We start from the raw sequence: 24,163 nt of genomic DNA, 5'->3' as shown, positions 1-24,163 counted from the left end.
CTCGGAAGGGCAACGGCTGAGGAACAGCGCTTCGGCGTCGAGCAGACGGTCAGGGACTGGACGACCGCGCCGTGCGGCTGTCCCATCCACGCACCAGCACCATGTCAAATGGCATGAGGGTTTTTGTTCGGACGGTTCAGAGATAGGTATCCAGCCCCCCCGGCAATTGTCTAGACATCAGCCCACGGCTGATTGTGCTGCCGACCTGGCGTCCTCCCTCGACTGACCGTCACCATCCGCCGTTCCGGGAGGGCCATGACGGTGTATTGGTCGCGGTGGTTGGTGGGTGCACTGCCGTCGCAATTCGTTCGAACTTGTTGACTCTTGATTATTTGACCCTCATATTGAGCAGGACTGAACCCAATCCCCCGCCCTCATCCTTACCCCTGGAGTTCCCCCCATGGGTCGCAGCGTCATGTCCGCAGGATTCCGTACCGCCTTCGGGGCGGCCCTGCTCCTTCTCGGCTGTACCGCTCTCGGCACGCCGGCTGCCGCCGAAGCCGCCGCCCCCGTCCGGGCTGCGGCCACTCCTGCCCCTGCCACGGCCGTGGCGCTCAGTGGCATCAAGCCCGGTCTGGCCTTCGACGGTGTCGGGGCCATCTCGGGCGGTGGTGGCAACTCCCGTCTGCTGGTGGACTATCCGGAGCCGCAGCGCAGCCAGCTGCTCGACTACCTGTTCAAGCCCGGCTACGGCGCCTCGCTGCAGGTACTCAAGCTGGAGATCGGTGGTGACACCAACTCCACCGACGGCGCCGAACCCAGCATCGAGCACACCCGCGGCAGCGTCGACTGCCACCAGGGCTACGAGTGGTGGCTGGCCGAGCAGGCCAAGGCCCGCAACCCCGACATCACGTTCTACGGCCTGTCCTGGGGCGCCCCCGGCTGGATCGGCAACACCGGCAGCGGCGGCAACTTCTGGTCCCAGGACACCATCGACTACCTGATGTCCTGGATGGGCTGCGCCTCCCAGCACCACCTGAACGTCTCCTACCTGGGCGGCTGGAACGAGCGCGGCTACGACAAGACCTGGTACGAGAACCTCAAGTCGGCGCTCATCTCGCACGGTTACTCCGGTACCAAGGTGGTCGCCGCCGACGACGGCTGGGACGTGGCCGACGCCATGACCACCGACCCGGCCTTCAAGAACGCCGTCGACATCGTCGGCGTCCACTACCCGTGCGGCTACCTCGGCTCGTTCAGCTCCTGCCCGAGCACCGCCAACGCCCAGGCGCTCGGCAAGCCGCTGTGGGCTAGCGAGAACGGCTCCGAGGACGCCAACGACGGCGCCCCCTCCGTCGCCCGTGCGATCAACCGCGACTACCTCGACGGCAAGATGACCTCGTTCATCAACTGGCCGGTCATCGCCGCGCTCTACCCCAACCTGTTCTTCTCCACCGACGGCATGTCGATCGCCAACCAGCCCTGGTCCGGCAACTACACGATCGGCAAGACCACCTGGGTCACCGCGCACACCACCCAGTTCGCCCAGCCCGGTTGGCGCTACATCGACTCGGCCAGCGGCTATCTCGGCGGCAACCGAGCCAACGGCAGCTACGTGACGCTGAAGCGGGCCGGCGGCAAGGACTACAGCACGGTCATCGAGACGATTGACGCCACCACCGCACAGACCGCGAACTTCACCGTCTCCGGCGGCCTGTCCACCGGGCAGGTCCACGTCTGGGCCACCAACCTCAACTCCACCGACCCGGCTGCCTGGTTCGTCCACCAGCAGGACGTCACCCCCAGCGGCGGCAAGTACACGCTCACCCTCCAGCCGGGTTACGTCTACACCGTGACCACCACGACCGGTCAGGGCAAGGGCACCGCCACCGCGCCGGCCGCCGCACCGCTCAAGCTGCCCTACGCGGACGGCTTCGAGACGCCGGCCACCACCACCTCGCCCAAGTACTTCACCGACATGAACGGCGCCTTCCAGACCGTCGCCTGCGGCGGAGGCCGCACCGGCAGCTGCCTGCGCCAGATGGCCCCCACCACGCCGATCCGCTGGACCAACGAGCCCTACGACGCGCCGTACACCTTCATGGGCGACGGCAGTTGGTCCAACTACACGGTCAGCGCCGACACCATGTTCGAGCAGGCGAGCACCGTCGAACTGCTCGGCCGGGTCAACCAGCAGGGCCGCAACAACAACGGCCTGAACGCCTACCACCTGCGGGTCAGCGACACCGGCGCCTGGTCCATCGACAAGAGCGACACCAGCTGGAAATTCACCACCCTGGCCAGCGGCACCACCAAGGCGCTGGGCACCGGCAGCTGGCACACCGTCAGCCTCACTCTGCAGGGCAGCACGCTGACCGCGACCATCGACGGCACCGCGGTGGGCGGCGCCACCGACGCGAGCTTCACCAACGGCCAGGCCGGCCTCGGCGTGACCGGCTACCAGACCGACCAGTTTGACAACTTCGCCCTCACCCCGGGCACGCCCGGCACCCAGACCGGCGCGGTCACCTCCGCCCTGCCCGGCAAGTGCCTGGACGACAACGGCGACTTCACCGCCAACGGCACCGCCGTGCAGCTCTGGGACTGCAACGGCGGCGCCTCCCAGGTGTGGACCTGGTCCAACGGCACCCTCACCCACGACGGCAAGTGCCTCGACGCCACCGGTCAGGGCACCGCCAACGGCACCCTGATGGAGCTCTGGGACTGCAACGGCGGCACCAACCAGCAGTGGACGCCGCAGAGCGACGGCACCCTGAAGGGCACCCAGTCCGGCCGCTGCCTGGACGACCCGGCCGCCACCCTCACCAACGGCACCCAGGTGGAGCTGTGGGACTGCAACGGCGGCAGCAACCAGCGGTGGACGCTGCCGTAACCACGACCGGCGGACCGGGCGGGTTCGCGTCACCCGCCCGGTCCGCCGGTCGTCACCGCACAGCACCTGACCCCCACCCCCGACCTGGAGTGACCTTCGTGCGTAGACCATCCCTCGCACCGCGAACCGGGGCCTTGCTCGCGGCGCTGGCCCTGGGCCTCGCCACCGCCATCACCGCCACCCCGGCGTCGGCCGCCCCGAGCGCCGCCACCGCGCCCGCGCTCGCGGCTGCGCAGACCATCACGATCGACGGCACCTCGACCGGCCGGTCCTTCGACGGCCTCGGGGCGATCAGCGGCGGCGGAGCCACCTCGCGTCTGCTGGTCGACTACCCCGAGCCGCAGCGCAGCCAGATACTGGACTACCTGTTCAAGCCCGGCTACGGCGCCTCGCTGCAGACGCTCAAGGTGGAGATCGGCGGCGACGCCAACTCCAGCGAGGGCCCTGAGCCCTCCCACATGCGCGCCCCCACCGAGGTCGACTGCAACCGCGGCTACGAGTGGTGGATCATGGAGCAGGCCAAGGCCCGCAACCCGAACATCACGTTCTACGGCCTGGAGTGGGCCGCGCCGGGCTGGCTGAACGGCGGCATCTGGTCCCAGGACAACATCACCTACATCCAGTCCTGGCTCGGCTGCGCGAAGAGCCACGGGCTGAACATCGGCTACCTGGGCGGCTGGAACGAGAACGGCTACGACAAGGCCTGGTTCGAGAAGCTCCGGAGCTCCCTCGACAGCAGCGGCCACACCGCCACCAAACTGGTCGCCTCGGACAACGACGACTCCAACTGGTCGGTGGCCGCCGACCTGGCGAGCGACCCGGCGTTCGCCAAGGCCGTCGGCGTGGTCGGCGTGCACGGCCTGTGCTGGCACTCGACCCCCGCCTACACCGACTGCCCGGGGAGCAGCACGGCGACCGGTCTGGGCAAGCCGCTCTGGGTTTCCGAGGACGACAACGACAGCGGTTCCCAGGACCCGTCCGCGCTGGCCCGCAACCTCGACCGCGAGTACCTCGACGCCAAGGTGACCGCGGACCTCAAGTGGAACCTGGTCACCTCCTACCCGTCGGACGTGCCGTGGTCGAACGCCGGCCTGCTGCAGGCCGACCAGCCCTGGTCGGGCAACTACCAGGTGGGCCGCGACATCTGGGTGATGGCCCACACCACGCAGTTCGCCAAGCCTGGCTGGAAGTACCTGGACGGCGCCTCCGGCTACCTGCCCGGCACCGGCATCAACAGCGACCCGCACAGCGGAAGTTACGTCACCCTGAAGTCCGGCAAGGACTACAGCACCGTCATCGAGACCACCGACGCCGCGACCGCGACCACCGTCAACGTCAAGGTCGCCGGCGGTCTTTCGAACGGTACGGTGCACGTCTGGGCCACCAACATGAACAGCACCGACCCGGCGCAGTGGTTCGTCCACACCCAGGACGTCACCCCCCGCGCCGGCACGTACACGCTGACCCTGCAGCCGGGTTACGTGTACACCGTGACCACCACCACCGGCCAGGGCAAGGGCACCGCCACCGCACCCGCGGCGAAGACCTTCCCGCTGCCCTACCAGGCCGACCTGAGCGGCTACCAGAGCGGCGCGACCGCCAAGTACTTCCACGACTGGGCCGGTGCGTTCGAGACCGCGCCCTGCCCGGCCGGCGCCGGCACCCCGATGTGCCTGCGCCAGGTCATCACCCAGGCCCCGCTGCCCTGGCACTCGGACATGAACTACACACCGGCCACCCTGCTGGGCGACCCGAAGTGGAACAACTACCAGGCCGGCACGGACGTGAACCTCGAACAGTCCGGCAGCTCCGTCGAACTGCTCGGCCGCATCGACCACATCGACCACGACCGCTCCGCCTACCACCTGAAGATCGATGACACCGGCACCTGGACGCTCTTCACCGAGGACCGCTCCAGCACCGACACCGTCCTGGCCACCGGCCACTACTCCGGTGCCGGCGCCGGGACCTGGCACAACCTCACGCTCGCGATGACCGGCGACTCGATCACCGCCTCCATCGACCACGCGCAGGTCGCTTCGGTCATGGACAGCAGCCACCTGGTCGGCCAGATCGGCCTGGCGGTGGGCGGCTTCCAGCACGCCGACTTCGCCAATGTCGCCATCACCCCGCTCGCCGGCCCGACGGCCACCACCGTCACCAACGTCAACAGCGGCAAGTGCCTCGACGTGACCGGTGCCTCGACCACCGACGGCGCGCAGGTGCTCCAGTGGACCTGCGGCAGCGGCAAGACCAACCAGCAGTGGCTGCTCCAGCCGGTGACGGGCTCCAGTGCGGTGCAGGTGGTGTCCGTCAACAGCGGCAAGTGCCTGGACGTCACCGGTGCCTCCGCCGACGACGGCGCGCAGGTGCTTCAGTGGACCTGCGGCAGCGGCAAGACCAACCAGCAGTGGCAGCTGCAGCCGGTGACGGGCTCCAGTGCGGTGCAGGTGGTGTCCGTCAACAGCGGCAAGTGCCTCGACGTGACCGGTGCCTCCGCCGACGACGGCGCCCTGGCCGTGCAATGGACCTGCGGCACCGGCAAGACGAACCAGCAGTGGACGACCACTCAATAGTCCTAGCCCGACCGTGGCCGGCTTTTCGTCGGTAATTCGGCCGGAAATCCGATCGCACGATCAGCGCCGCGCGGGCACTTTCCCGAAATGGTCCGCCAGCCATACACGAATATCCCAAGCCGTGTCGCCCGCAAGGGCGGCACGGCTTGGCGCTGCTCTTGCCGGAAACCTCATCCGCCCTGTTCAGGCCGCGGGTTGGTACTCGTGGAGGATGCCGCCGAGTCGGTCGGTTCGGCGTATGTCGAGGCGGGCGACCTGCTCTGGATCGGCGATCGGTTCGGGGAGCGGGTGGAGCGGGCGGGCGTTGGCGATGCCCTGGTGTGGCCTGTGGTCGTTGTAGAACTTCTCGGACTCGCGCAGGGCGTGAAGCAGGTGCCGCTCGTTCCAGATCAATGTCCGGTCCAGCAGCTCACGGCGGCAAGTCTGTACCCACCGCTCCATGACCGAGTTCATTCTCGGCATCCGGGGGCCGTCGATGAATTAGTGGTGCGTGTCGTGTCAACTCTTCGTTGACGTCGCGTGCATGACGTATCTGGCGAGTCCGCAGGGGTCGATGAGACGGACGGGGAGAGGTTCGCTTTGGTGCCCGTGCTGCTGGAGCAGGGGTCTGATCTGCTGGAGGAGGGTGCGCATCTGGTTTTCGCCGATGCGGAAGAGGTAGGCGGTCAGTGAGCAGGGCAGGCCGCGCTGGTCCAGGACGGCGGCCCAGATGATGTTCTCGGCGGTGAGTTTGCGGTGGGGGGCCGCTGTTTCGGGGGGAGTGCGTCGAGCATCTCGCGGATCTTGGCGACGAGATGGTCGAGGGCCTGGCGGGTGAGGCCGGTCAGGATGGGGTGGGTGGTCAGGGCCGCGTCGAAGGTGTGGGCCGCGCGGGGGTGGGAGCGGCGTCCGGGCGGCTGCAGCGGCACCGTGGGGACACCGGGCTGGGGTGGGACGGTGTAGTTCCACTCGCCGTGGAACTGGTCGGGGTTCACGGTCAGCGCGGCGGCGTGCTGGGCGTCGATCTCGACTCCGGTGGGGTAGGAGTCGCTGTCGAGGCGGGCGGTGACGCGCAGTCCGGTCGCGGTGGTGGTGGCAGCGATCAGGTTCAGTGCCACGTCGAAGCTGGTCAGCGCGGGCACGCCAGTTCATGGAGATGAAGGAGAACAGGCGGTGCTCGACCCGGTTCCACTTCGATGTTCCCGGCGGCAGGTGGCACACGGTGATCTTCAGGCCGGTCTGGGTGGCCAGCACGGCGAGGTTGGCCTTCCATGCTCTGGCGCGGGAGCTGTTGGAGCCGCCGCAGTCGGCGGTGACCAGCAGCCGCCGCGCGGTGGGGTAGGCGGTGCGGCCCTCCTCGGTCCACCAGCGGCGCAGGGCGGCGACCGCGAACGCGGCGGTGTCGTGGTCGGTTCCGACCACGATGAAGCCGGTGTTGCGGCCCACGTCGTAGATGCCGTAGGGGATCGCGGTGCCGGTCGTCTGGGTGGGGAAGTCGTGGTCGAGGACCTTCACCGGCGCGCCGGGCGGGGCCCATTCCCGCCCTGCCTGCGCGAACAGCCCGATCTGCTCTTTCTTCTTGGCATCCACGCTGATCACCGGGTCCCCGGCGTCCAAGAACTCCCGCACCTTGTCGTTGAGGTGCCGGAACTGGGCGTCGCGGTCCGGGTGCGAGCTGCCGGCCAGGACTCCGGCGTTGCCGCGCAGGCTGAACCCGGCCTCCTTCAGCAGCGCGGCGACGGTGTCCCGCCCCACCGCATGTCCCTGGGCGGCGAGTTCCTCCGCCAGATGGCGCAGGGACTTCGTGGTCCAGGTCAGCGGCCCTATCGGGTCGCCCTGTGTATGGTCCTCGACCAGGGCCGTCAGTGCGCCACGCAGCCCGGGGTCCTTCTCGGCTGCGGACGGGCGCCCCGCGCCGGGGCACCGTACCCGGCTGTCCGCCTGGGCATCCTCCTCCAGGTCGGCCAGTCCCCGGCGGATGCAGCTCTTGGAGACCATGGCCGCCGCGGCGACCGCGGCGATCCCGCCGTGACCGAGCTGACGGGCCTCCGCCGCGTACAGTAGCCGACGCTGACGCTCGTTCAGATGCGGGGTCACCGCCTCCAGTTTCGTCCGTAACGGACCGATCAGCTCATCGAAACGCCCCATACCAGACCAACGAGTCGAAGTCCTGGAAGTGACCAGTAGATTCCCGACGGCCCCGTCGAGGCGTGCGTCAGCGGGGCGGAGGACGGCGGTCGGCCCGCAGACGCTCCGCTCCGTCCGAGCCCGCGTCCTGGAGCGTGTCGTCCGTGCTCATGACCTGGGGCACCGCGACCAGGAGCTCGTAGAGGAAGTCGTGGAAGCCTTCCGGAGTCGGCGCCGTGTGGTTCAGCGGGTACACCCCGAACTGCAGGTAGTGCACGGTCTTGCGCATCATCTGGGCCGGTGAGCAGACGGAGACGAGCGTGCCGAAGTCCCCGTCCTTGAAGTACGAGGCGGCGACAAAGCACTCGTCCGCCGAACCGTAGACGCCGGCGTCGCCCTTGTACCGCTCGTTGAGGTCGTCGCCGTGGACGGCCGAGGACGGGATGCCGAGCTTTCCCAGGAAGTCCCCGCCCGCCCGGCTGAGGCTGCTCTCGTCCTCGACCCCGAGGTGCCGGTGGCGGCTGCCGGGCACGTAGATCTCCACCGGTCGACCGGTGTCCGCGTACTCCTGGAAGAGCTCGTGGCCGCGACGCAGCCGGGCTGCGAACTCCTCGCCGGGCGTGGCCCGGTCGACCAGCGGGTGCTGGGCCGCGACCTCGATCAGCACACCCGGCAGGTGCTGCCGTTCCCGCATGAAGGCCTGGGCCGTGGAGAGCCGGTTGCGCCACCGGTTCGCCGCAGCGGGGGAGAGGGCCACCGTGTCCCACAGGTCCATCGCAGTCCGCCTCACGAGATCGTCCTCACTTCGCCACGCTCCCCGACGATGGCCCAGGTCCGATCGAAGTGCTTCCAGCAGGCGTCGATCAGACCGAAGTCCGGGGTCCCGCGGAGTTCCAGGGACGGGGTCTCCGGGGCCCTCGCCGGCGGCAGGGTCAGCGTGACCCATCCCCAGGCCCGGTCGCAGAGAATCATCGTGGACCGCAAGTGGGTGGTGAAGAAGCCGATTTCGACCGATCCGGCGGCCGTACTGCGCGCCCCGGCCTCACGGACGATCGCCCGCAGCCGTGCCTCGACCTCGCGCACCTCGGCCGTGATCGGCGAGCGCTGGTCCCACAGCGACTCGGACTCGTCGACGTCGGCGAGGAACTGCCCGTCGGGGAGCGGTACCAGGACGCGGATCCGCGCGCCGGCGGCGAGTGCCTTTGTCAGGTAGGGCGTCTGGATCTCGATCAGCCGCTTCCCGCTGGTGGACATGATCCCGATCGACGAGGCCTTCCCGAGGTTCTCGCTCAGGGCGTTGCCGGCCTGCCCGTCCACGCTGATCCGAACCACCCCGATCTGCGTTCCCGGGGCCACCAGGTTCTGCCACTCGGCGGAGAAGGTGTGAGCGGTCGAGTTACCCTTGACCCAGCCGGGCTGGGGATTGTGCCGGACCGCCAGCCGCAGCGACCGGGTGACGCCGTTCCTCAGGTCCGCGGTCGTGCGCCACGGCTTCCAGAGGCGTTCGGTCCGTACCTTCTCCCGGAAGACCTCGAGCCGCTCCATGTCTTCCGGTGTCGGCTGCCAGCTGTCGGTGTGCAACTCGACCGGGTTGGCGTGGACGAAGACCAGGATCGGCTTGCCCAGGGAGCGGGCGTGGTCGTACTCCCGCTCTGTGAAACCAACTTCGCCTCCGGCGAGGTCGCCGTAGCGCGCCCCGAGGATGAGGACGAGGTAGTCGCAGTCGTTGATCACCCGCTCTACGACCTCCCAAGCGCCCTCCGACCGGGCGTCGAAGAGCTCCATGCCGGAGGGGATGTACCCCTCCTTGACGAGTTCGTCGATGACGGCTTCGCGGTGCCGTTTGAGGTCAAGGCTGGTCGAGCTCACGAACACCTGGTAACGGCGCTCGTCCTGGACGATCGTTACCGGGGGTGCCGTGCCGGTCGGCACCGGGGTACCGGTGTGCGGGTCGGGCTCCGCTGTCCCGTAGTAGTTGAAGTTGTTCGTCACAGAGCTGCGCGGTCCGATGGCATTGCCGGCCACATCGGCGCCGGCCCCGACCCCGCCGCCGCGGACCTCCACGTGCTCGGTCGGCTGCTCGGGTTCGGAAGGATCCTGCTTCCCGCGCCGCCGGAAGCGCGACCCCGGCATCAGCCGGCCACCTCGCCGCCCTGGCCCAGCGCGTTGCCGGCGACGTCGCCCCCGGCGGCCACCGCGCCCTCGCCCTGGGCGAAGACGGCTCTCGTCGGACCGGACACGGAGCGCGGGGCCCGGGGTGCGCCGGCGACCCTGCTGTCGGCGCCGATCGCGTTACCGGTCACGCTTCCTCCGGCGGCGACCGCGCCGCGCCCGTCGGCCCGGACGGCGCTGCCCGCGGCCTGTCCGTCCCGCCGCAGCGCGTACACCGAGGCGACGAGCCCGGCGAGCCCGACGACCGCTCCGACGACGGCACTCGCGAGCTCGGCCCCGGCGGCGTCCCCGAGGGTCGCCCACAGTGCGAGCGCGACCGCAACGCTGCTACTCGCCAAGGCCGTTGACCAAAAGAGCAGACGCATGTTCGATGCCCCCTCACACCAAGAACCCGGTAGGACCTTGGTACCCGGCCATTGGTCACACCACGCGCCGGTCGTCCGGCCGGTCTCCGTCCGGGCCTTGTATCCGTCGTGTATCAGCGAGCGCCGGCTCTTCCGGGGCCGCCCGGCGCACCCGTGCGAAGTGCTCCGCCGGCACGTGCTCGTGGGGCAGCGCCGTGCCGTTGCAGGAGCGGTGCGGCGTCGACGCGCTCGGGTGCAGCCGCTTGGCCGGCGTTCCGTAGCTCGGGCCCGAGCGGGCCTTGAGTTCGCGTGCCAACCGCGCGAGCTCCTCCGTCTCCGCGGCCCCCGTGCCCTCCGGCATCCGTCCCCGCCGTACCCCCGGCGTCCCATTCCGGCGTTCCAGGCTCTTCCCGTACCAGCTGGTCAGAGCCTCTTTCGCCGTCCCAGCATTCCTGTCCTGGCGCCAGGCGTGGCGGCTGGGACGGTTCGCTCAGCAGGCTTCGGTCGTCCGATCGACGCACCACCTGGGCACATGCAGAAAGGGGCACGACCGCATGTCCGTCCGCACCTCCCGCACCCGCTTGTTCACCGCTGGCGCGAGCGTCGCGCTCGCCGCCTTCTCGATCGCCGCGTGCAGCGACAACGGAGACATCAGGACGGCAACCGGCCCGTCGCTCAGGGCCACCGTGCCCGCCTCGGCGCCCGCCATTTCGACGACCCCCGCTCCGACGGCCTCCTCGATGTCCACCGTCCCGTCCGCCGGCACTGGCGGCAGCACCCGCAACGCCCCGGACACCGCACCCGCGTCCACCGGTTCGAAGCCCGCCGCGAACACACCGCACCGAAGGCCCCCGCAGCCGCCGAGCCGGCCCCCTGCCAGGGCATCCAGGCCCAGCGCCGCCACTACCGGCTGATCCGCCGGCACGGCTGGCAGGACGTCGGCCGGGCGATGGACGACGCTCTGCGGATCTGCGGCACGTGGTGGGACAACCGGCGCTTCACCCAGGCCCTGGACCGCCGCCGATCCGCCTTGCGCGGCCCGGCCTAGGCCGGTCACGGCCAGAGCGTCACCCTCGCGGCCTGCAGCTATCCCGAGGTCGTCGCGCTGGCTGACCTCTTCCTGACACCCGCCCTGCGGGCGCTGCCGTTCACCGGCGGCACCGGTGACTACCGGCGCTTCGTCCAGGAGGTTCGCGACCGCGCCGCCCTCGGCTACTGGGACGACAAGATCGCCTCCAACGACCCTCTCACCCTCTGGATCGAGGCCGAGCACCACCACCACACCCACGCGGGAGCCCGATGACCCGAAACAACCGCCGGCTCGACTCCCCGGTGGTCGAACGCGCCGACGGCCCGATGACCGTTGGCTATGTCCGCACCGTGATCGGCCCAGCCCGGTCACCCAGATCAGCACGCTCCTCGCGGCCGGCGCCGCCGAGAAGGACATCTACGTCGAGCGCGCCAACGGCCACAAATCAGCCTGGCCCGAGCACGACCTGCTGTTGCCCCGCCTCCGGGCCGGCGACACCCTCAAGATCACGCGCCTGGACCGACTCTTCTACTCCGTCCAGAACCTGGTCGTCCTGGGCACCGGCCTCCGCAACCGCGGCGTCCGCCTCCAGCGGCAGATCGACAGCGAAAGCCTCGACGGCCGCGACCTCTTCGGCATGCTCGCCATCCTCGCCGATCTCAACGTGCAGTTCGTCGCCGCGAACACCAACGACGGCCTCGCTTCCGCCCGAGTCCGTGGGCGCATCGGCGGCTGTCCTTCCAAGCTCACCGACCACCAGGTTCAGGACCTCATCCAGCAGCACGCTGACGGCGCCCGCGTTCCCGCCCTGGCCAAGAAGTTCAAGGTCTCCCAGTCGACGGTCTATCGACTCCTCAACCTCTCCCACCTCGAAACGCAGATCAGCGGCAACCGAAGCTGAGACGCCCGGCACCAAACCCGCCTGAGCGACAACGAGATGTGAGACCAGCGAGGCCATCCGGTCTCACGACCCGTTACATCAGCCCAGTTCAGGCACCATGCAAACGGCAAAGATCAAATGAGACGGGACATCGATTGTCCCGTCTCACCCACCGAGCCGACAGCGAGGCCACGCACTGGCAGAGCCTTCTCTGCAGAGACCCCTATGCAGAGGAGACTCTGCATCTTACGCTGTTGGCATGTCCGACGAACCCGAACGCACATCACAGCCCGCCAAGCCCACCCGGCGCCTCGATGCGCGCAGCCTGCGGGGGCTGGCCCATCCGCTGCGGATGAACATCTTTGAACTGCTCAGTCTGGACGGCCCTGCAACCGCCACCAGGCTCGCCGAACGCCTCGGGGAGAACACCGGCACCATCAGTTGGCACTTACGCCACCTCGCCGAGCACGGCTTCATCGTGGAGGAAACCGGACGGGGCACGAAACGCGAGCGCTGGTGGAGAAGGGTCGACGTCTCGAATGAGCTGAACACTGCCGATTTCCGCGACGATCCCGACACCCGGGGCGCGCTGTCGGTCTATTTGCACGAACTGCTGCAGCAGTACTTCAGCCGGGTCGTGAACTACATCAGCGAGGACTGGGACGACAGGTGGCGGAGCGCCGGCACCGTCTCGGACTGGAGTGACCTGCGGATGACCCCGAAGCAGCTGGAGGCGCTCAACGCGGAGCTGATGGCTGTCATCGCCCGCCATACCCCTGCTCCGGACGCAGAGCCCGCCCCGGACGCGCTTCCTGTCGTCGTGCAGCTCCAGTCCTTCCCCCGCAAGGAGCGTGGCTCCGCATGAGCTACGGCATACGCGGTGGCCTCCTGCGTCGCCACCGCGACTTCCGCCTGCTGTGGTGCGGCGAGACCGCCGGCAAGTTCGGCGCGTCCGTCACCGGGGTGGCGATGCCACTGGTCGCCGTCTCCATCCTGCACGTCAGTACGTTCGAGGTCGGCCTGCTGAGCGCCGCCGCCTGGGCCCCTTGGCTGATCATCGGTCTCCCGGTCGGTGTCTGGGTGGACCGGCTGCGACGCAGACCGATCATGCTGGCCGCCGCCGCGGTCTCCGTCGTACTCTTCGCCAGCGTCCCGGTCACCGCATGGTCCGGCCAGCTGAGTATCGGACTACTGCTGGCCGTCGCCCTGCTGACAGGCACGGCAGCGGTGTTCTTCCAAACCGCCTACAGCGCCTATCTCCCCAGCATTCTGGAACCCGATGACCAGCCCGAAGGCAACGCCAAACTGCACGGCAGCGCATCCGCCGCGCAGATTGCCGGGCTCGGCTCCGGTGGCCTGATCGCACAGTTGGCAGGTGCGGTGAACGGGATGTTCGCCAACGCCGCGACATTCCTCGTCTCCCTCCTGTGCCTCGCGGGCATCCGGCACCGCGAGCCACGCATCACCAGAACCGAACATCGCCCCACTTCACTGATCAGTGAAGTCCGCGAAGGCCTGCGGCTGATCGCCGTCGACCCCTGGTTTCGCACGTTCACACTCTTCGGGGCCGCCTCCAACCTGGCTCTTATGGGATACCAGTCAATCCAGGTGGACTTTCTGGTCCGGAGCGTCGGCCTGACCCCGGGGACGGTCGGCGTACTCATCGCGGCGACCAGTGCCGGAGGCGTAGCTGGGGCATTCGCCGCACGCCGGGTTGCTCACCGGATCGGCACGGCCCGCGCGATACTGCTGTTCGAACTGGGCCTTCCCGTGCTCGGTCTGCTCATCCCGCTGACCGTCGGCGGAGCCGGGATCCTGCTCTTTGTGACAGGTGGCTTCAGCGTCTCCGCGGGCGTCGTCGCTGGCAACATCATCAAGGCGAGCTTCCAGCAACGTTACTGCCCGCCGGATCTCCTCGGTCGCCTCACCGCAAGCACCGCATTTCTCAGCTACGGAACGATCCCCATCGGAGCACTGCTCGGCGGCGCACTCGGAACCGCACTCAGCCTCCGCAGTGCCATGGCCATCATGACAGCGGGGGTCCCACTCGCCGCACTGATCCTGCTCTTCTCCCCGATCCGGCGATGCCGGGACCTGCCGACGTCCCGCCCGGCAACGAGCAATTCCAAACTTCCGCTGGATTCTGATGACGAGCCGGCCCTACCTCGTCATTGATCACGATCGCACCGGGCAATTCCCTCTCGGAGCCGCCCGCGACTTGATGGCGACAGAAGGTTCTGGCGCTCAGTCGGCTCCTGACCCGGTCAGCCACGCGGGACTGTACAACTACTCAGGTTGAACTCGCGATGTCGGTCTTCCAGTCGCAGTGAAGGTTGAGCAGTCTCACCGAAGAATGGTGACACGCTTCACCTACGTTGAATGCCGAGACTGGCACTGGCCGGGCGGAGCAACTGCCCGGTGTCGGTCGCTTGTCGCACCATCCTGACAGTACGCCAGGATGGCGGCATGGCAGATGAAACGATCGCCCCAGGCGGCGAAGTTGGCGACCAGGGCGGCGGACGTGGCGGCGGGCTCGCCGTTCAGGGCGAGCCGGGCGAGGTAGGCCTGGCAGCCGGGCAGTGGCGGACGGTCCGCGAGCTGGTCCGGGTCGAGGCCGCAGGCAGTGGCGAGGGCTGGCAGGGTGCGCAGCGCGGCGCTCTCGCCCTCGGCGAGGGTGGCGAACCAGGCGCCCACCGGGCGGTCGGCGCAGCGGGTGGCGAGCAGCAGCAGGCTGCGCCGGTCGGAGGTGATGATCCGTCGTTGCTGGGCGGCGCGTTCGGCCAGGGCCGAGCGCGGTGCCGTGCCGTCGGCGAGCGCGATGAGGAGTGCGGGGGCGGCGTCCCCGGGCGCCGACTCGGCGCGGAGCTCGCGGATCTGGTCGAGGATCGGGTGGTTCACCGGTGCCTCCGTGGTGCGGTTCGGTCCCGGTGCCATTCCTACCGTCCGGCGGGGCCCGGGCGGTGGGCGACGGGCCGGGACACGCCCTGGGCGGCTTCCGGCCCCGCGGGTGCGGAGCCGGAAGCCGGTGGTGCGGTCGGTGGATCAGGGCCAGGATCGGGTTCGGGATCAGGGCCAGGACCGGGGTCAGGATCCGGCGCAGGCCTTGGTCACGTCGCCGGCGGCATCGGTGATCGCACCGATGTCCGGCAGCTTGCCCTTGGAGACGTTGTCCTGGGCGTTGGTAACGGCTTTGTTCAGCTTGTCGGTGGCCTTGTCGATCTTGTCTCCGCTGTTGTTGTCGCGGAGCTTCTTGATGTCGTCACCGACCTTCTTCAGCGCGTCGGCGGTGTGCTTGCGACGCTCCTGGTCGGTGAGCTGGCCGACGTTGATGGCCGATCCGGCAAGGTCCTGGACGTCGCCGGCGATGCTGACGGCCCGGTTCCCGCAGTCGAGCGCCTGGTCGACGTCCTTGCACGCGCTGAGCAACGGGGCGGTGGCGAGCAGCGCGAGTGCGGCGGCGGCCAATCGGTACGGTTTCTTTGTCATGTCTGTATCCCTCCCGCCGGCAACAACGCCCGATCGCCCGCCGGTGGTTCCGTCCGGCCGGGTGAATCATGGGTGAACCTTTACTACCGGCCAGGAGGGAAGTTGACGGAGGATCACCTTCCGGTGGCGTCGGGTCCGATCTGCCGTACGCAGTACGCCCAGGCCGGGGCGGGCAGCAAGTCCCTGGTCCGGGCGAACAGTTCGTACAGGCCAGGGCCGTACCGGGTGGCCAGCCCGGCGTTGTGTGCGAGGACGTCGAGCTCGTTGGCGGCGGTCAGGGCGAGGAAGGCGCGCAGGTCCTCCTCCGGCGGGGTGTGGTCCGATCCGGTGAACCGGTCGTGGAACAGCGGCCGTTCGTCCCGGCCGAGGCGCGGGTAGACGGCGGCCCGCCCGCAGCTCGCGTACAGGTAGACCAGCGACTCGGCGCGTGGGCCGATGAGTTCGACCAGGGCGTCCCGATCGCCGAGTCCGAGCAGGGCGCCGTCGAATCCGTCCGTCCCGTAGGCGGCGTGGCAGAACCCGGCGGCCTGGACGGCGGATTCGGTGCCCCACTGGGCCAGCAGGGCGGCGACCCGGGCCAGGTGCGCCAGCAACGTGCCACCCGGATGCGGGATCCGGTCGGCCTCGTGTGCGCGCAGGAAGTCCTTGACGTGGCTCCATACGGGAGCGTTGCGGTGGGTGGCTGACGTCACGTCACGAGTTCTACCCGTGACGTGAACGCCGCCGCAAGCACTACTGCTTGGCCGGTTCGGACAGCTCGCGCACCAGCCGGGCCAGGGCCGGGGTGTCGATCCCGTGCGCGGCGGCGGCCCGCAGGACGGCGCCGCCGATGGCGTCCAGCTCGGTCGGGCGGCCCGCCTCCACGTCGCGCAGCATCGAGGACTTCATCGACCCGGGCAGCCGGTCGAAGACGGTGAGCAGGGCCGGCGCGTCCGCCGGGGCACCGGCCGCGCCGGAGACGGTCGCGATCTCGTCGAGCACGGTGAGCAGTTCGGGCCGGTGCGCGGTGCGGACGACGCCGATCTCGCTGCGGTACCGGGTGGTCAGCAGCGCGAACGGGGCGAGGAAGGAGAGCTTGCTCCAGAGCATCGCCGTTTCGTCCTCGCGCAGTTCGACGGTGAGCCCGGTGCGCCGCAGCTGATCGGCCAAGTCCGCCACCGGCCCGGCGAGTTCGAGCACGACGAAGGGGCTCGTGTGCTCGATCCGCCCGGGAGCGGTCCGGGTGGCCTCGACCCGGATCGTGCCGGCCGCGACCTGCCCGGTCGGGTAGCGCTCGCGCAGCGCCGCGACGTGGTCGAGCCCGTTGAGCAGCGGCACCACGACGGCGGCGCCGAGGACCTGCGGCGGCAGCCGGTCGAGGGCGTCGGCCAGCGCGGTCTCCTTCACGGTCACGAACACGGCGTCGACCGGCTCGCGCAGTTCGGTGGCGGCCTCGACCCGGGCGGTGAACTCGCCGAACTGCCCGCTGCGGACATGCAGTCCGTGCCGGTTGAGGACGGCGGCGGTGTCCTCGCCGGCCAGGCAGATCACCCGGTGCCCGGCACGCGCGAGCAGGCCGGCGAGCAGGCCGCCGACGCCGCCCGGTCCGAGGACGGCGATGGCCAGGGGGGTGGTGCTGATCGGGGTGGTGGTCATGTCGACTCCTGGGGGTGGGGTGGGCGCGGGGTGGCGGATTCGGGGGCGGAGAGGGAGACGAGGCCGAAGGTGAACGGGAGTTCGTGGCGCGGCTTTCGCCCGCCTGCCGGGGGCCGAGGGGCGGGGGCGTCCCGGCTGAGGTGCAGCGTGCCGTACCGGACACGGCCGTGGGTGGGGTCGGGCACGGGCAGGCCCCCGGCGCGCAGCGCCTCGACCACCTCGTGGGCGGGCCGGCCGAAGACGTCGACGCCGTGGAGGCCGACCGGGCAGGCGGCCTCGCCCGCCACCGGGCGGCGGGAGACGAAGACGCTCCGAAGGAGTTCGCCCTCGCCCGAACAGAGGGTGATGCCCACCCCGGGGAGGGCGAAGTGCAGTGCCCAGGCCGAGCCGCAGACGAAGGTGGGGTGCACGCCGCCGGGGATCGTTGTTCCGTGCGGGTTCGGTGTGCCGCTGAGGACTGCTGCGTCAGCCGGGACCGGTGTGCCGTCCGGGAGGGCCTCGCCGTGCGGGGACAGCAGTCGGAGGGCGGATGCCTCGGTGAGGCCGAAGCGCAGCTCGGGCAGCGGCGCCGGCAGGCGGACGCCGCGGCCGGGCAGCAGGTCGATGGTCACCCGGTCATGATCCCCCGTCGGCCGGACGGTTCGCGCATACCCGGCAGGTGAGGGCGAGGAGACGCTTCGCGGCGACGGAGGGGGAGCGGGCGGGGCGCTGCTCGCCGAGTCGACGACCTGGCCGCCGAAGACGCGCTCACCGACCGGGAATCCGGCCTCCACGCGCTCTGGTACCGCCCGGATCGCTCTCGCTGCGCCATTCCCGGTCGCGCACTACATCGCCGTTCACGGGGCATGCGGCTCCGTGCCGTCGCTCAGGTGGTTCTGGGACGGGACTCAGGGCGAGCTGGGGGGTTCGGTTTTCCGAACCTCGAATCGGGGGGCCAGCACAATCGATCGTGCGGCTTCGCATGCCCAGGATGGAGGGCATGAACGGGATGACGACAGCCGCCGTGGCGGCGGCGGACGACGGGGTGGCGGGTGCGGCGCTGGCCGGGGACGGGCTGCACCGGGAGTACGGGCGGGGCGGGGCTGCCGTCCGGGCGTTGCGTGGGGTGTCGGTGGCCTTCGCGCCGGGGACGTTCACGGCGGTGATGGGCCCCTCCGGCTCCGGCAAGACGACGCTGCTGCACTGCCTCGCCGGGATGGACCGTCCCATCCGGGGCACCGTGCGGTGGGGTGGGACGGAGGTGTCCCGGTTGCCCGAGCGGCGGCTCGCGGAGCTGCGCCGCACCCGGGTGGGGTTCGTGTTCCAGGCGTTCAACCTGATGCCCGCGATGACCGTCGCGCAGAACGTCGAACTGCCCGGACGGCTCGCGGGCGCGCGACCGGAGCGGGCTCAGGTGCTGGCGGCGCTCGCCCGGGTCGGACTGTCCGGGCGTGAGCGGCACCGGCCCGGGCAGTTGTCCGGCGGTCAGCAGCAGCGGGTGGCGATCGCCCGGGCGTTGGTCGCGCGGCCGGACGTGCTGTTCGCGGACGAACCGACCGGCGCGCTCGACCGGGCGACCGGGCACGACATCCTCGATCTGCTGCGCGCGGGCGTGGACCTGGACGGGCGGACGTGCGTGATGGTCACCCACGACCCGGTGGCCGCCGGCTACGCGGACCGCGTGCTGCTGCTGGCCGACGGGCTGCTGGTGGACGAACTCGTCCGACCGACCGCCGCGCAGGTCGGCGAGCGGCTGAGCCGGCTGGGCGGGGGCGCGCGATGAGCCCCGTCCTCTCCCTGGCCGCCGGGCAGATCCGGCGCCGACCGGCCGCCTTCGCCGGGCTGGCGGTGGCACTCTTCCTCGCGGTGGCGACCGTGACGCTGTTCGGCTCGCTGGTCGCCGCCCAGGTCACGGCCCCCGCCGCGGTGGCCCGCCGGGCGGTGGCCGGGCCGGGCCTGTTGCTGATCGCGGGGGCGTTCGGCGAGATCGCCGTCCTGGTCGCGCTGTTCGTCGTGGTCAACGCGCTGGGGTTCACGCTGCGCCAGCAGCACCGCGACCTCGCCCTGTTGCGGACGGTCGCGGCGACACCCCGTCAGGTGCGGCGGCTGGTGCGCGCCCAGGTCGTGGTGACCGTCCTGCTGGCAGCCGTGCCCGGCTGGGCGGCCGGCGCCCTCGCCGCCGGGGGCTTCCTCACCGCGCTCCAACGGCGCGGGTTGGCCGCACCCGGGCTGCGGATCCCCGGAACACCGGTGCCGATGCTGGTCGCGCTGGTGGTGGCGCTGCTGGTCGGTCTGGTCGCCACCGCTCTCGCCGCACGGCGGATCACCCGGCTCAGCCCGGCGGCCGCACTGACCGCCGACACCTCCGGCCGGCGGCGGACGGGCGTGCTGCGGCTGCTGGCCGGGGTGGCCGTGCTGACGGGCGGGGTGCTGCTGCTGCGGCTCGCCGCCACCCGGACGGCCGACGAACTGGACAAGGCGGGGCAGGCGACGATGCTCGGCTCGCTGGTCCTGCTGATCGCGCTCGCCCTGCTCGGGCCGTTCGCCGCGCGGGTCGTGGCCGCCGTGCTCGGCGCGCCGGTGCGGGCGCTGGCCCCCGGCGTGGGCTGGCTCGCCGACGCCAACCTGCGCGGCTACGCGGCCCGGCTCTCCTCGGCCGTGGTGCCGATCGCGCTGCTGGTCGGATTGTCGGGCACCATGTTGATCATGACGAGCACCGCCGAGCACGTGGTCCGTGCGACCGGTGCCGCGACCAGCGTCACGAAGGCGACGGACGTCTGGCTGCGCGAGGCGGAGCTGGGGATGCTGGTCTGCTTCGCCGCCGTCTCCACCGTCAACACCCTGGTCGCCCTGACGGCCGACCGGCGCCGCGAGTTCGCGTTGCTGCGGCTGGTCGGCGCTACCGGGCGGCAGCTGCTACGGATGCTGTCGGTCGAGGCGGCCCTCACCACGGCGGTCGGCGTGCTGCTGGGCGCGGCGGTCGCGGCGGTCGCCTCGGGGGCGTTCGCCCGGGCGGTGACCGGGTCGGTGGTGCCGGTGGTGCCGGGTGGGGCGTGCGCCTGGGTGCTGGCGGGTGCGGCGGCGTTGACGGTACCGGGGATCCTGGGCACCGGGCTACGGGCGATCCGCGGGCCCGCGGTCGAGGCGGTGGGCGGTGAGCGGGGATGACAGGTGAGGACAGGTGAGGACAGGGAGGGACGGGGAGGGGCGGGGAGGGACGGGGAGGGGCGGGGATCAGCACAGGCCTTCGCCGGGTTCGGCGGGCCCCGAGCGACGACGTCCGCGAGGTGGTCGTGTGGTCGCGCGGTCGGGACAGCGGGTGAGGACGAGCGGACGCAGGAGGTGGACGATGGCTGAGTGGCGGCGGTACCGGTCCGTGCGCGGTGGCGAGTTGGCCTTCGCGTTGCTCGGGCTGCCGCTCGGCGTGCTCGACGGGGTCTACGCCGTGGCCGTCCTCTACGCGGGGGCGCTGCTGTCGCTCACCGTGCTCGGGCTGCCGTTCGTGGTGGCCGCCCTGGCCGGGGCGCGCGGGCTGGGCGGGCTGCACCGGCGGCTGGTCCGGCGGCTGCTCGGCGAGCTGGTGCCGGCTCCTGGGGTGCTGCCCCGGCCGTCCGGGGTGATCGCCCGGGGCCGGGCGGTGCTCACCGATCCGGTGGCCTGGCGGGCGCTGCTCTACCTGCTCCTGCGGCTGCCGCTCGGGGTGTTCGGCTTCCTGGCGGCGGTCGGACTGCCGCTCAGCTGCGCCTGGCTGGCGGGCTTCGCCCTGTGGGTGCGGCTGTTGGAACCCGGCCCGAGGCCGGTGGGCTGGCTGGACGTGTTCTCGGTGCCGGCCGGGCTCGCGGTACTGGCCGCCGTGCCGGCGGCCCTGCGGGTGGTGAGCGCGGCCAACCGGGGCCTCGCCCGGCTGCTGCTCGGCCCCGTGCGTTCGCAGCAGCGGGTGCGTGAGCTGGAGAGTGCCCGAGCCACCCTGCTGGTCGGGAACACCGACCGGTTGCGCCGCCTCGAACGCGATCTGCACGACGGCACCCAGGCACAACTGGTCGCGCTCGCCATCACCCTCTCGCTGGCCGACGACGCCCTCGGTGAGCCTCCGACAGGGCCGCTCGGGCCGGGCGACGCCGCGGACGTGGGGCGGCTGCGCACCCTGGTGGAGCGGGCCCGCCGGCAGACCGACGACACCATCGCGGGCGTGCGGCGGCTCGCCCGGGGCATCCACCCGGTGGCGTTGGACGGCGGCCTTGCCCAGGCGCTGCCCGGGCTCACCGCCACCTCGCCGGTACCGGTCACGGTGCGGTTGGACCTGCGGGAGCGGGCGGACGAGGCGATCGAGCAGGCCGTCTACTTCTGCGCCGCCGAGTTGCTGACCAACGTCGCCAAGCACAGCGGCGCTTCGTCGGCGGAGCTGACGGCGAGCGCGGCCGACGGACGGATACGGCTGACGGTGAGCGACGACGGCCGCGGCGGCGCAGCGGTGGCCGCGGGTTCCGGCACCCGCGTCGGCAGTGGCACCGGCACCGGCACCGGCGTCGGCAGTGGCACCCGCGTCGGCACCGGCACCGGCACCGGCCTGTCTGGCCTGGCTGATCGGCTCGCGGCGGTGGACGGGGTGCTGTGGGTGGACAGCCCGGCAGGAGGGCCGACGACGGTCACCGCCGAACTTCCGAGTCGCCTGTGACGGGCGGCCACGGAACGGCGGCGCCCGGCACGGCCGACCGCAACCGGTCGCTGCCGCCGGCACCGCCGTCAGCGCTGACAGTGCTGTCGCCGCCGCCACTGTCGCCACCGCCGCCGGTAAGGGCGGTTCAGGCGCCGTTCTCGGCGAGGTAGGCGAGGACGGCCTTGACCCGTCGGTTGTCGGCCTCGGTGGCCGGCAGGTCGAACTTGGTGAAGACGGCGGCCACGTGCTTCTCCACCGCCCGCTCCGAGACCACGAGAAGCCCGGCGATCGAGCGGTTGGAGTGGCCCTGCGCCATCAGCTCCAGCACCGTCCGCTCGCGCGGCGTGAGCACGTCCACCCGGCTGCGCCGGCCGCCGTGCAGCAGGCCGTTGACGATCTCCGGGTCGAGCGCCGTGCCGCCGTCGGCTACCCGGTGCAGGGCGTCCACGAACTCCGAGGTGCGGGCGACGCGCTCCTTGAGCAGGTAGCCGATCCCGGCGGCGCCGCTGGCGAGCAGCCGGGCCGCCCAGGCGGTTTCGACGTGCTGGGAGAAGACCAGGATGCCGACCTCGGGTGCGACGGCGCGGATCTCGACGGCGGCGCGGATGCCCTCGTCGGTGTGGCTGGGCGGCATCCGGATGTCGACGATCGCCACGTCGGGCCGGTGCTCGGCGACGGCGGCGACCAGTTCGGGTGCCGTCCCGGCGGTGGCGACCACCGTGCAACCGCGTGCCGTGAGGAGTTCGACCATGCCGTCCCGGAGGATCACCGAGTCCTCGGCGAGGACGACACGGAGTCGCTTGTCGATCATGTCGCCATTATCGGGGGCGGCCGGGCCGCGCTGGAAGCCCGGAATATACAGCTGGCCCGGGCCCTGCAGGAGCACGTCACCGAGGTCGAGCGCGCCACCGTCCTGGCGGCGCTGGCCCTGATCGACCGGCTGAACCGGCGATGACCGGCCCGGCCGCCCCGCTCGCCCGGATCCGCTCGCGGCGCCGTCAGGGGCCCCCGGCGGGGGAGTTCGACCGTCGGCTGCTCGCCCCGATGGTGCTCGGCTCGGTCCTCAACCCGGTCAACTCGTCGATGATCGCGGTGGCGCTGGTGCCGGTCGGCGCCGCCTTCGGCGCTCCGCCCGCCGAGACCGCCTGGCTGGTCTGCGCGCTCTACCTGGCCACCGCCGTCGGCCAGCCGGTGATCGGGCGGCTGGTGGACCGCTACGGTCCGCGCCGGCTCTACCTCATCGGGACGGCGGTGGTGGGCCTCGCCGGGCTGCTCGGCGCGCTGGCCCCGTCGCTCGGGCTGCTGGTGGCCGCCCGGGTACTGCTGGGGCTGGGCACCTCGGCCGCCTATCCCGCCGCGATGCACCTGACGCGCAGCAAGGCCGAGCGGACCGGGCGGGAGAGCCCCACCGGAGTACTGACCGTCCTCGCCGTCGCCAGCCAGACGGTCGCCGTGATCGGCCCCACCCTCGGCGGCGTCCTGATCGGCGTGGGCGGCTGGCGGGCCGTCTTCGCCGTCAACGTCCCGCTCTCGCTGGCCTGCCTGGTCCTGGGGGCGATCCGCCTGCCGGCCGCCGTCCGCCGGGGCCGGAGGGATGAGCGGGATTTACGAGATCTACGAGATCTACGGGACCAGCCGGATCTGACGGGCCGACCGGGGACATCGGGCCGACCGGAGATATCGGACAAGCCGGACCGGCTCGACTACGGCGGGATCGCCCTGTTCGCGGCCATGCTGCTGGCGCTGATGCTGTTCCTGATGAAGCCCCGGCCGGCTGAGTGGCATCTGCCCGTCCTCGCCGTCGCGGCGGCCGTCGCCTTCGCCGTGCGGGAGTCGCGGGCCCGAAACCCGTTCATCGACCTGCGGGCGCTCGCCGGGAACCGCCCGCTGATCGCCACCTATCTGCGCCAACTCCTCGGCTGCACCGCCACCTACGCCTTCCGCTACGGCTTCACCCAGTGGCTGGAGGAGGGACGGGGCCTGACCGCCACCGCCGGACTGGTCATGCTGCCGCTCTCGCTGACCGCGCTCACCGTCTCCGCCGTCACTGGCCGGCGTCCGGCCGTCCGGGGCAAGCTGCTGGCCGGCCGCCGTGCAACTCATCGCCTGTGTCGCCTTGTTGGCATCGGAAGCGCGTAGCGGAGCCGGGCTGCTGATCGCCGTCGGCGTGCGGCGGGCGTCCCGCAGGGGCTGATCGGACTCGCCAACCAGACCGCGCTCTACCACCAGGCCGATCCGGCCGCGATCGCCGCGGCGGCCGGGTTGCTGCGCACCTTCATGTACCTCGGCGCGATGGCGGCCTCGGCCGCGAACGCCGCCTTCTTCGCCCATGGCGCGACCATCGGCGGGCTGCACCACCTCGCCTGGTTCATGCTCGGCGGTGCCGCCCTGCTTCTCCTCCTCGCCGCTGCCGACCGCTCGCTGGGCCGGGTGCCGGACCCTGTACCGGAAAGGTCGTGATCAGC

The 24,163-nt window shown here is 71.1% G+C and carries 20 protein-coding genes and 2 pseudogenes; 9 read left to right on the top strand and 13 right to left on the bottom strand.

The window, feature by feature from the left end; all coding sequences use genetic code 11:
* Positions 1 to 400 precede the first annotated feature (400 nt).
* Entirely contained in the window at positions 401 to 2,833 is a 2,433-nt protein-coding gene (locus ACIOJE_RS21635) for a ricin-type beta-trefoil lectin domain protein (RefSeq protein WP_400777952.1), read from the top strand.
* A 98-nt stretch (positions 2,834 to 2,931) separates the two neighbouring features.
* Positions 2,932 to 5,409: an RICIN domain-containing protein gene (locus ACIOJE_RS21630; RefSeq protein WP_400777951.1), complete on the top strand. Its 2,478-nt coding sequence runs from the start codon at positions 2,932 to 2,934 to the stop codon at positions 5,407 to 5,409.
* 183 nt (positions 5,410 to 5,592) lie between these two features.
* Here the strand turns inward: ACIOJE_RS21630 and ACIOJE_RS21625 are convergent, their stop codons facing one another.
* From ACIOJE_RS21625 to ACIOJE_RS21595, 7 genes and pseudogenes are all read right to left on the bottom strand, one after another.
* On the bottom strand, positions 5,593 to 5,871 hold the full coding sequence (locus tag ACIOJE_RS21625) for an integrase core domain-containing protein (protein ID WP_400777949.1): 279 nt from the start codon (positions 5,869 to 5,871) through the stop codon (positions 5,593 to 5,595).
* Between the two features lie 461 nt (positions 5,872 to 6,332).
* Positions 6,333 to 7,536 (bottom strand): annotated as a pseudogene (locus tag ACIOJE_RS21620) (ISAzo13 family transposase); the annotation flags it as partial.
* A gap of 67 nt (positions 7,537 to 7,603) precedes the next feature.
* On the bottom strand, positions 7,604 to 8,305 hold the full coding sequence (locus ACIOJE_RS21615) for a hypothetical protein (protein WP_280678963.1): 702 nt from the start codon (positions 8,303 to 8,305) through the stop codon (positions 7,604 to 7,606).
* Positions 8,302 to 9,648, bottom strand: coding sequence for a DUF4062 domain-containing protein (locus ACIOJE_RS21610; RefSeq protein ID WP_280678961.1), 1,347 nt, complete (start codon positions 9,646 to 9,648; stop codon positions 8,302 to 8,304). Before ACIOJE_RS21610 ends, ACIOJE_RS21615 begins: the two co-directional genes overlap by 4 nt.
* Positions 9,648 to 10,025, bottom strand: coding sequence for a hypothetical protein (locus tag ACIOJE_RS21605; protein ID WP_280678958.1), 378 nt, complete (start codon positions 10,023 to 10,025; stop codon positions 9,648 to 9,650). Before ACIOJE_RS21605 ends, ACIOJE_RS21610 begins: the two co-directional genes overlap by 1 nt.
* A gap of 82 nt (positions 10,026 to 10,107) precedes the next feature.
* Positions 10,108 to 10,347, bottom strand: coding sequence for a hypothetical protein (locus ACIOJE_RS21600; protein ID WP_400777947.1), 240 nt, complete (start codon positions 10,345 to 10,347; stop codon positions 10,108 to 10,110).
* Positions 10,348 to 10,521: 174 nt separating this feature from the next.
* Positions 10,522 to 11,088 carry a hypothetical protein gene (locus ACIOJE_RS21595; protein WP_400777945.1) on the bottom strand — a complete coding sequence of 189 codons (567 nt, stop codon included), beginning with the start codon at positions 11,086 to 11,088 and terminating at the stop codon, positions 10,522 to 10,524.
* A gap of 106 nt (positions 11,089 to 11,194) precedes the next feature.
* Here ACIOJE_RS21595 and ACIOJE_RS21590 point away from each other — a divergent pair, with 106 nt between their 5' ends.
* The 3 genes from ACIOJE_RS21590 (at position 11,195) to ACIOJE_RS21580 (ending at position 14,116) form a co-directional block, all read left to right on the top strand.
* The gene (locus tag ACIOJE_RS21590) at positions 11,195 to 11,962 is read left to right on the top strand and encodes a recombinase family protein (RefSeq protein WP_400777943.1); all 768 of its coding nucleotides are present in this window, start codon (positions 11,195 to 11,197) and stop codon (positions 11,960 to 11,962) included.
* A gap of 238 nt (positions 11,963 to 12,200) precedes the next feature.
* A complete protein-coding gene (locus tag ACIOJE_RS21585; protein WP_280678954.1) occupies positions 12,201 to 12,806 on the top strand; it encodes a helix-turn-helix domain-containing protein in 606 nt (201 codons plus the stop codon).
* Entirely contained in the window at positions 12,803 to 14,116 is a 1,314-nt protein-coding gene (locus ACIOJE_RS21580; protein ID WP_280678952.1) for an MFS transporter, read from the top strand. Before ACIOJE_RS21585 ends, ACIOJE_RS21580 begins: the two co-directional genes overlap by 4 nt.
* 195 nt (positions 14,117 to 14,311) lie before the next feature.
* Here ACIOJE_RS21580 and ACIOJE_RS21575 read toward each other — a convergent pair whose 3' ends face one another.
* From ACIOJE_RS21575 to ACIOJE_RS21555, 5 genes are all read right to left on the bottom strand, one after another.
* Positions 14,312 to 14,839, bottom strand: coding sequence for a hypothetical protein (locus tag ACIOJE_RS21575; protein ID WP_400777941.1), 528 nt, complete (start codon positions 14,837 to 14,839; stop codon positions 14,312 to 14,314).
* A gap of 186 nt (positions 14,840 to 15,025) precedes the next feature.
* Positions 15,026 to 15,427: a hypothetical protein gene (locus ACIOJE_RS21570; RefSeq protein WP_280678948.1), complete on the bottom strand. Its 402-nt coding sequence runs from the start codon at positions 15,425 to 15,427 to the stop codon at positions 15,026 to 15,028.
* Between the two features lie 113 nt (positions 15,428 to 15,540).
* On the bottom strand, positions 15,541 to 16,119 hold the full coding sequence (locus ACIOJE_RS21565) for a DUF6817 domain-containing protein (RefSeq protein WP_400777939.1): 579 nt from the start codon (positions 16,117 to 16,119) through the stop codon (positions 15,541 to 15,543).
* A 40-nt stretch (positions 16,120 to 16,159) separates the two neighbouring features.
* Positions 16,160 to 17,062, bottom strand: coding sequence for a ketopantoate reductase family protein (locus tag ACIOJE_RS21560; RefSeq protein ID WP_400777937.1), 903 nt, complete (start codon positions 17,060 to 17,062; stop codon positions 16,160 to 16,162).
* Positions 17,059 to 17,673 (bottom strand): hypothetical protein, encoded by a 615-nt coding sequence (locus ACIOJE_RS21555; protein ID WP_400777935.1) that lies wholly within the window; start codon positions 17,671 to 17,673, stop codon positions 17,059 to 17,061. Before ACIOJE_RS21555 ends, ACIOJE_RS21560 begins: the two co-directional genes overlap by 4 nt.
* A 377-nt stretch (positions 17,674 to 18,050) precedes the next feature.
* Between ACIOJE_RS21555 and ACIOJE_RS21550 the strand changes: the two genes are divergently transcribed.
* From ACIOJE_RS21550 to ACIOJE_RS21540, 3 genes are all read left to right on the top strand, one after another.
* The gene (locus ACIOJE_RS21550; protein ID WP_400777933.1) at positions 18,051 to 18,824 is read left to right on the top strand and encodes an ABC transporter ATP-binding protein; all 774 of its coding nucleotides are present in this window, start codon (positions 18,051 to 18,053) and stop codon (positions 18,822 to 18,824) included.
* Complete coding sequence (locus ACIOJE_RS21545; protein WP_400777932.1) at positions 18,821 to 20,209, top strand: FtsX-like permease family protein; 1,389 nt, start codon at positions 18,821 to 18,823, stop codon at positions 20,207 to 20,209. The genes ACIOJE_RS21550 and ACIOJE_RS21545 overlap by 4 nt, the downstream gene beginning before the upstream one ends.
* Before the next feature lie 181 nt (positions 20,210 to 20,390).
* Entirely contained in the window at positions 20,391 to 21,716 is a 1,326-nt protein-coding gene (locus ACIOJE_RS21540) for a sensor histidine kinase (RefSeq protein ID WP_400777931.1), read from the top strand.
* A 127-nt stretch (positions 21,717 to 21,843) separates the two neighbouring features.
* Here ACIOJE_RS21540 and ACIOJE_RS21535 read toward each other — a convergent pair whose 3' ends face one another.
* On the bottom strand, positions 21,844 to 22,509 hold the full coding sequence (locus tag ACIOJE_RS21535) for a response regulator (protein WP_400777929.1): 666 nt from the start codon (positions 22,507 to 22,509) through the stop codon (positions 21,844 to 21,846).
* Between the two features lie 233 nt (positions 22,510 to 22,742).
* Between ACIOJE_RS21535 and ACIOJE_RS21530 the strand changes: the two are divergent.
* Positions 22,743 to 24,158 (top strand): annotated as a pseudogene (locus ACIOJE_RS21530) (MFS transporter).
* The last annotated feature ends 5 nt before the right edge of the window (positions 24,159 to 24,163 follow it).

This window comes from Kitasatospora sp. NPDC087861 (assembly GCF_044742585.1).
In the GTDB taxonomy this organism is placed as follows: Bacteria; Actinomycetota; Actinomycetes; order Streptomycetales; family Streptomycetaceae; genus Kitasatospora.
The sequence above is the reverse complement of the archived record's forward strand: the minus strand, read 5'-3'. Positions and strand labels throughout refer to the sequence as shown.

Coding starts and splice junctions, on each gene's coding strand:
- ACIOJE_RS21635 (WP_400777952.1), top strand. CDS start 401: ATGGGTCGCAGCGTCATGTCCGCAGGATTCCGTACCGCCTTCGGGGCG.
- ACIOJE_RS21625 (WP_400777949.1), bottom strand. CDS start 5,871: ATGCCGAGAATGAACTCGGTCATGGAGCGGTGGGTACAGACTTGCCGC.
- ACIOJE_RS21610 (WP_280678961.1), bottom strand. CDS start 9,648: ATGCCGGGGTCGCGCTTCCGGCGGCGCGGGAAGCAGGATCCTTCCGAA.
- ACIOJE_RS21585 (WP_280678954.1), top strand. CDS start 12,201: ATGTCCGACGAACCCGAACGCACATCACAGCCCGCCAAGCCCACCCGG.
- ACIOJE_RS21580 (WP_280678952.1), top strand. CDS start 12,803: ATGAGCTACGGCATACGCGGTGGCCTCCTGCGTCGCCACCGCGACTTC.
- ACIOJE_RS21570 (WP_280678948.1), bottom strand. CDS start 15,427: ATGACAAAGAAACCGTACCGATTGGCCGCCGCCGCACTCGCGCTGCTC.
- ACIOJE_RS21560 (WP_400777937.1), bottom strand. CDS start 17,062: ATGACCACCACCCCGATCAGCACCACCCCCCTGGCCATCGCCGTCCTC.
- ACIOJE_RS21550 (WP_400777933.1), top strand. CDS start 18,051: ATGACGACAGCCGCCGTGGCGGCGGCGGACGACGGGGTGGCGGGTGCG.
- ACIOJE_RS21545 (WP_400777932.1), top strand. CDS start 18,821: ATGAGCCCCGTCCTCTCCCTGGCCGCCGGGCAGATCCGGCGCCGACCG.
- ACIOJE_RS21540 (WP_400777931.1), top strand. CDS start 20,391: ATGGCTGAGTGGCGGCGGTACCGGTCCGTGCGCGGTGGCGAGTTGGCC.
- ACIOJE_RS21535 (WP_400777929.1), bottom strand. CDS start 22,509: ATGATCGACAAGCGACTCCGTGTCGTCCTCGCCGAGGACTCGGTGATC.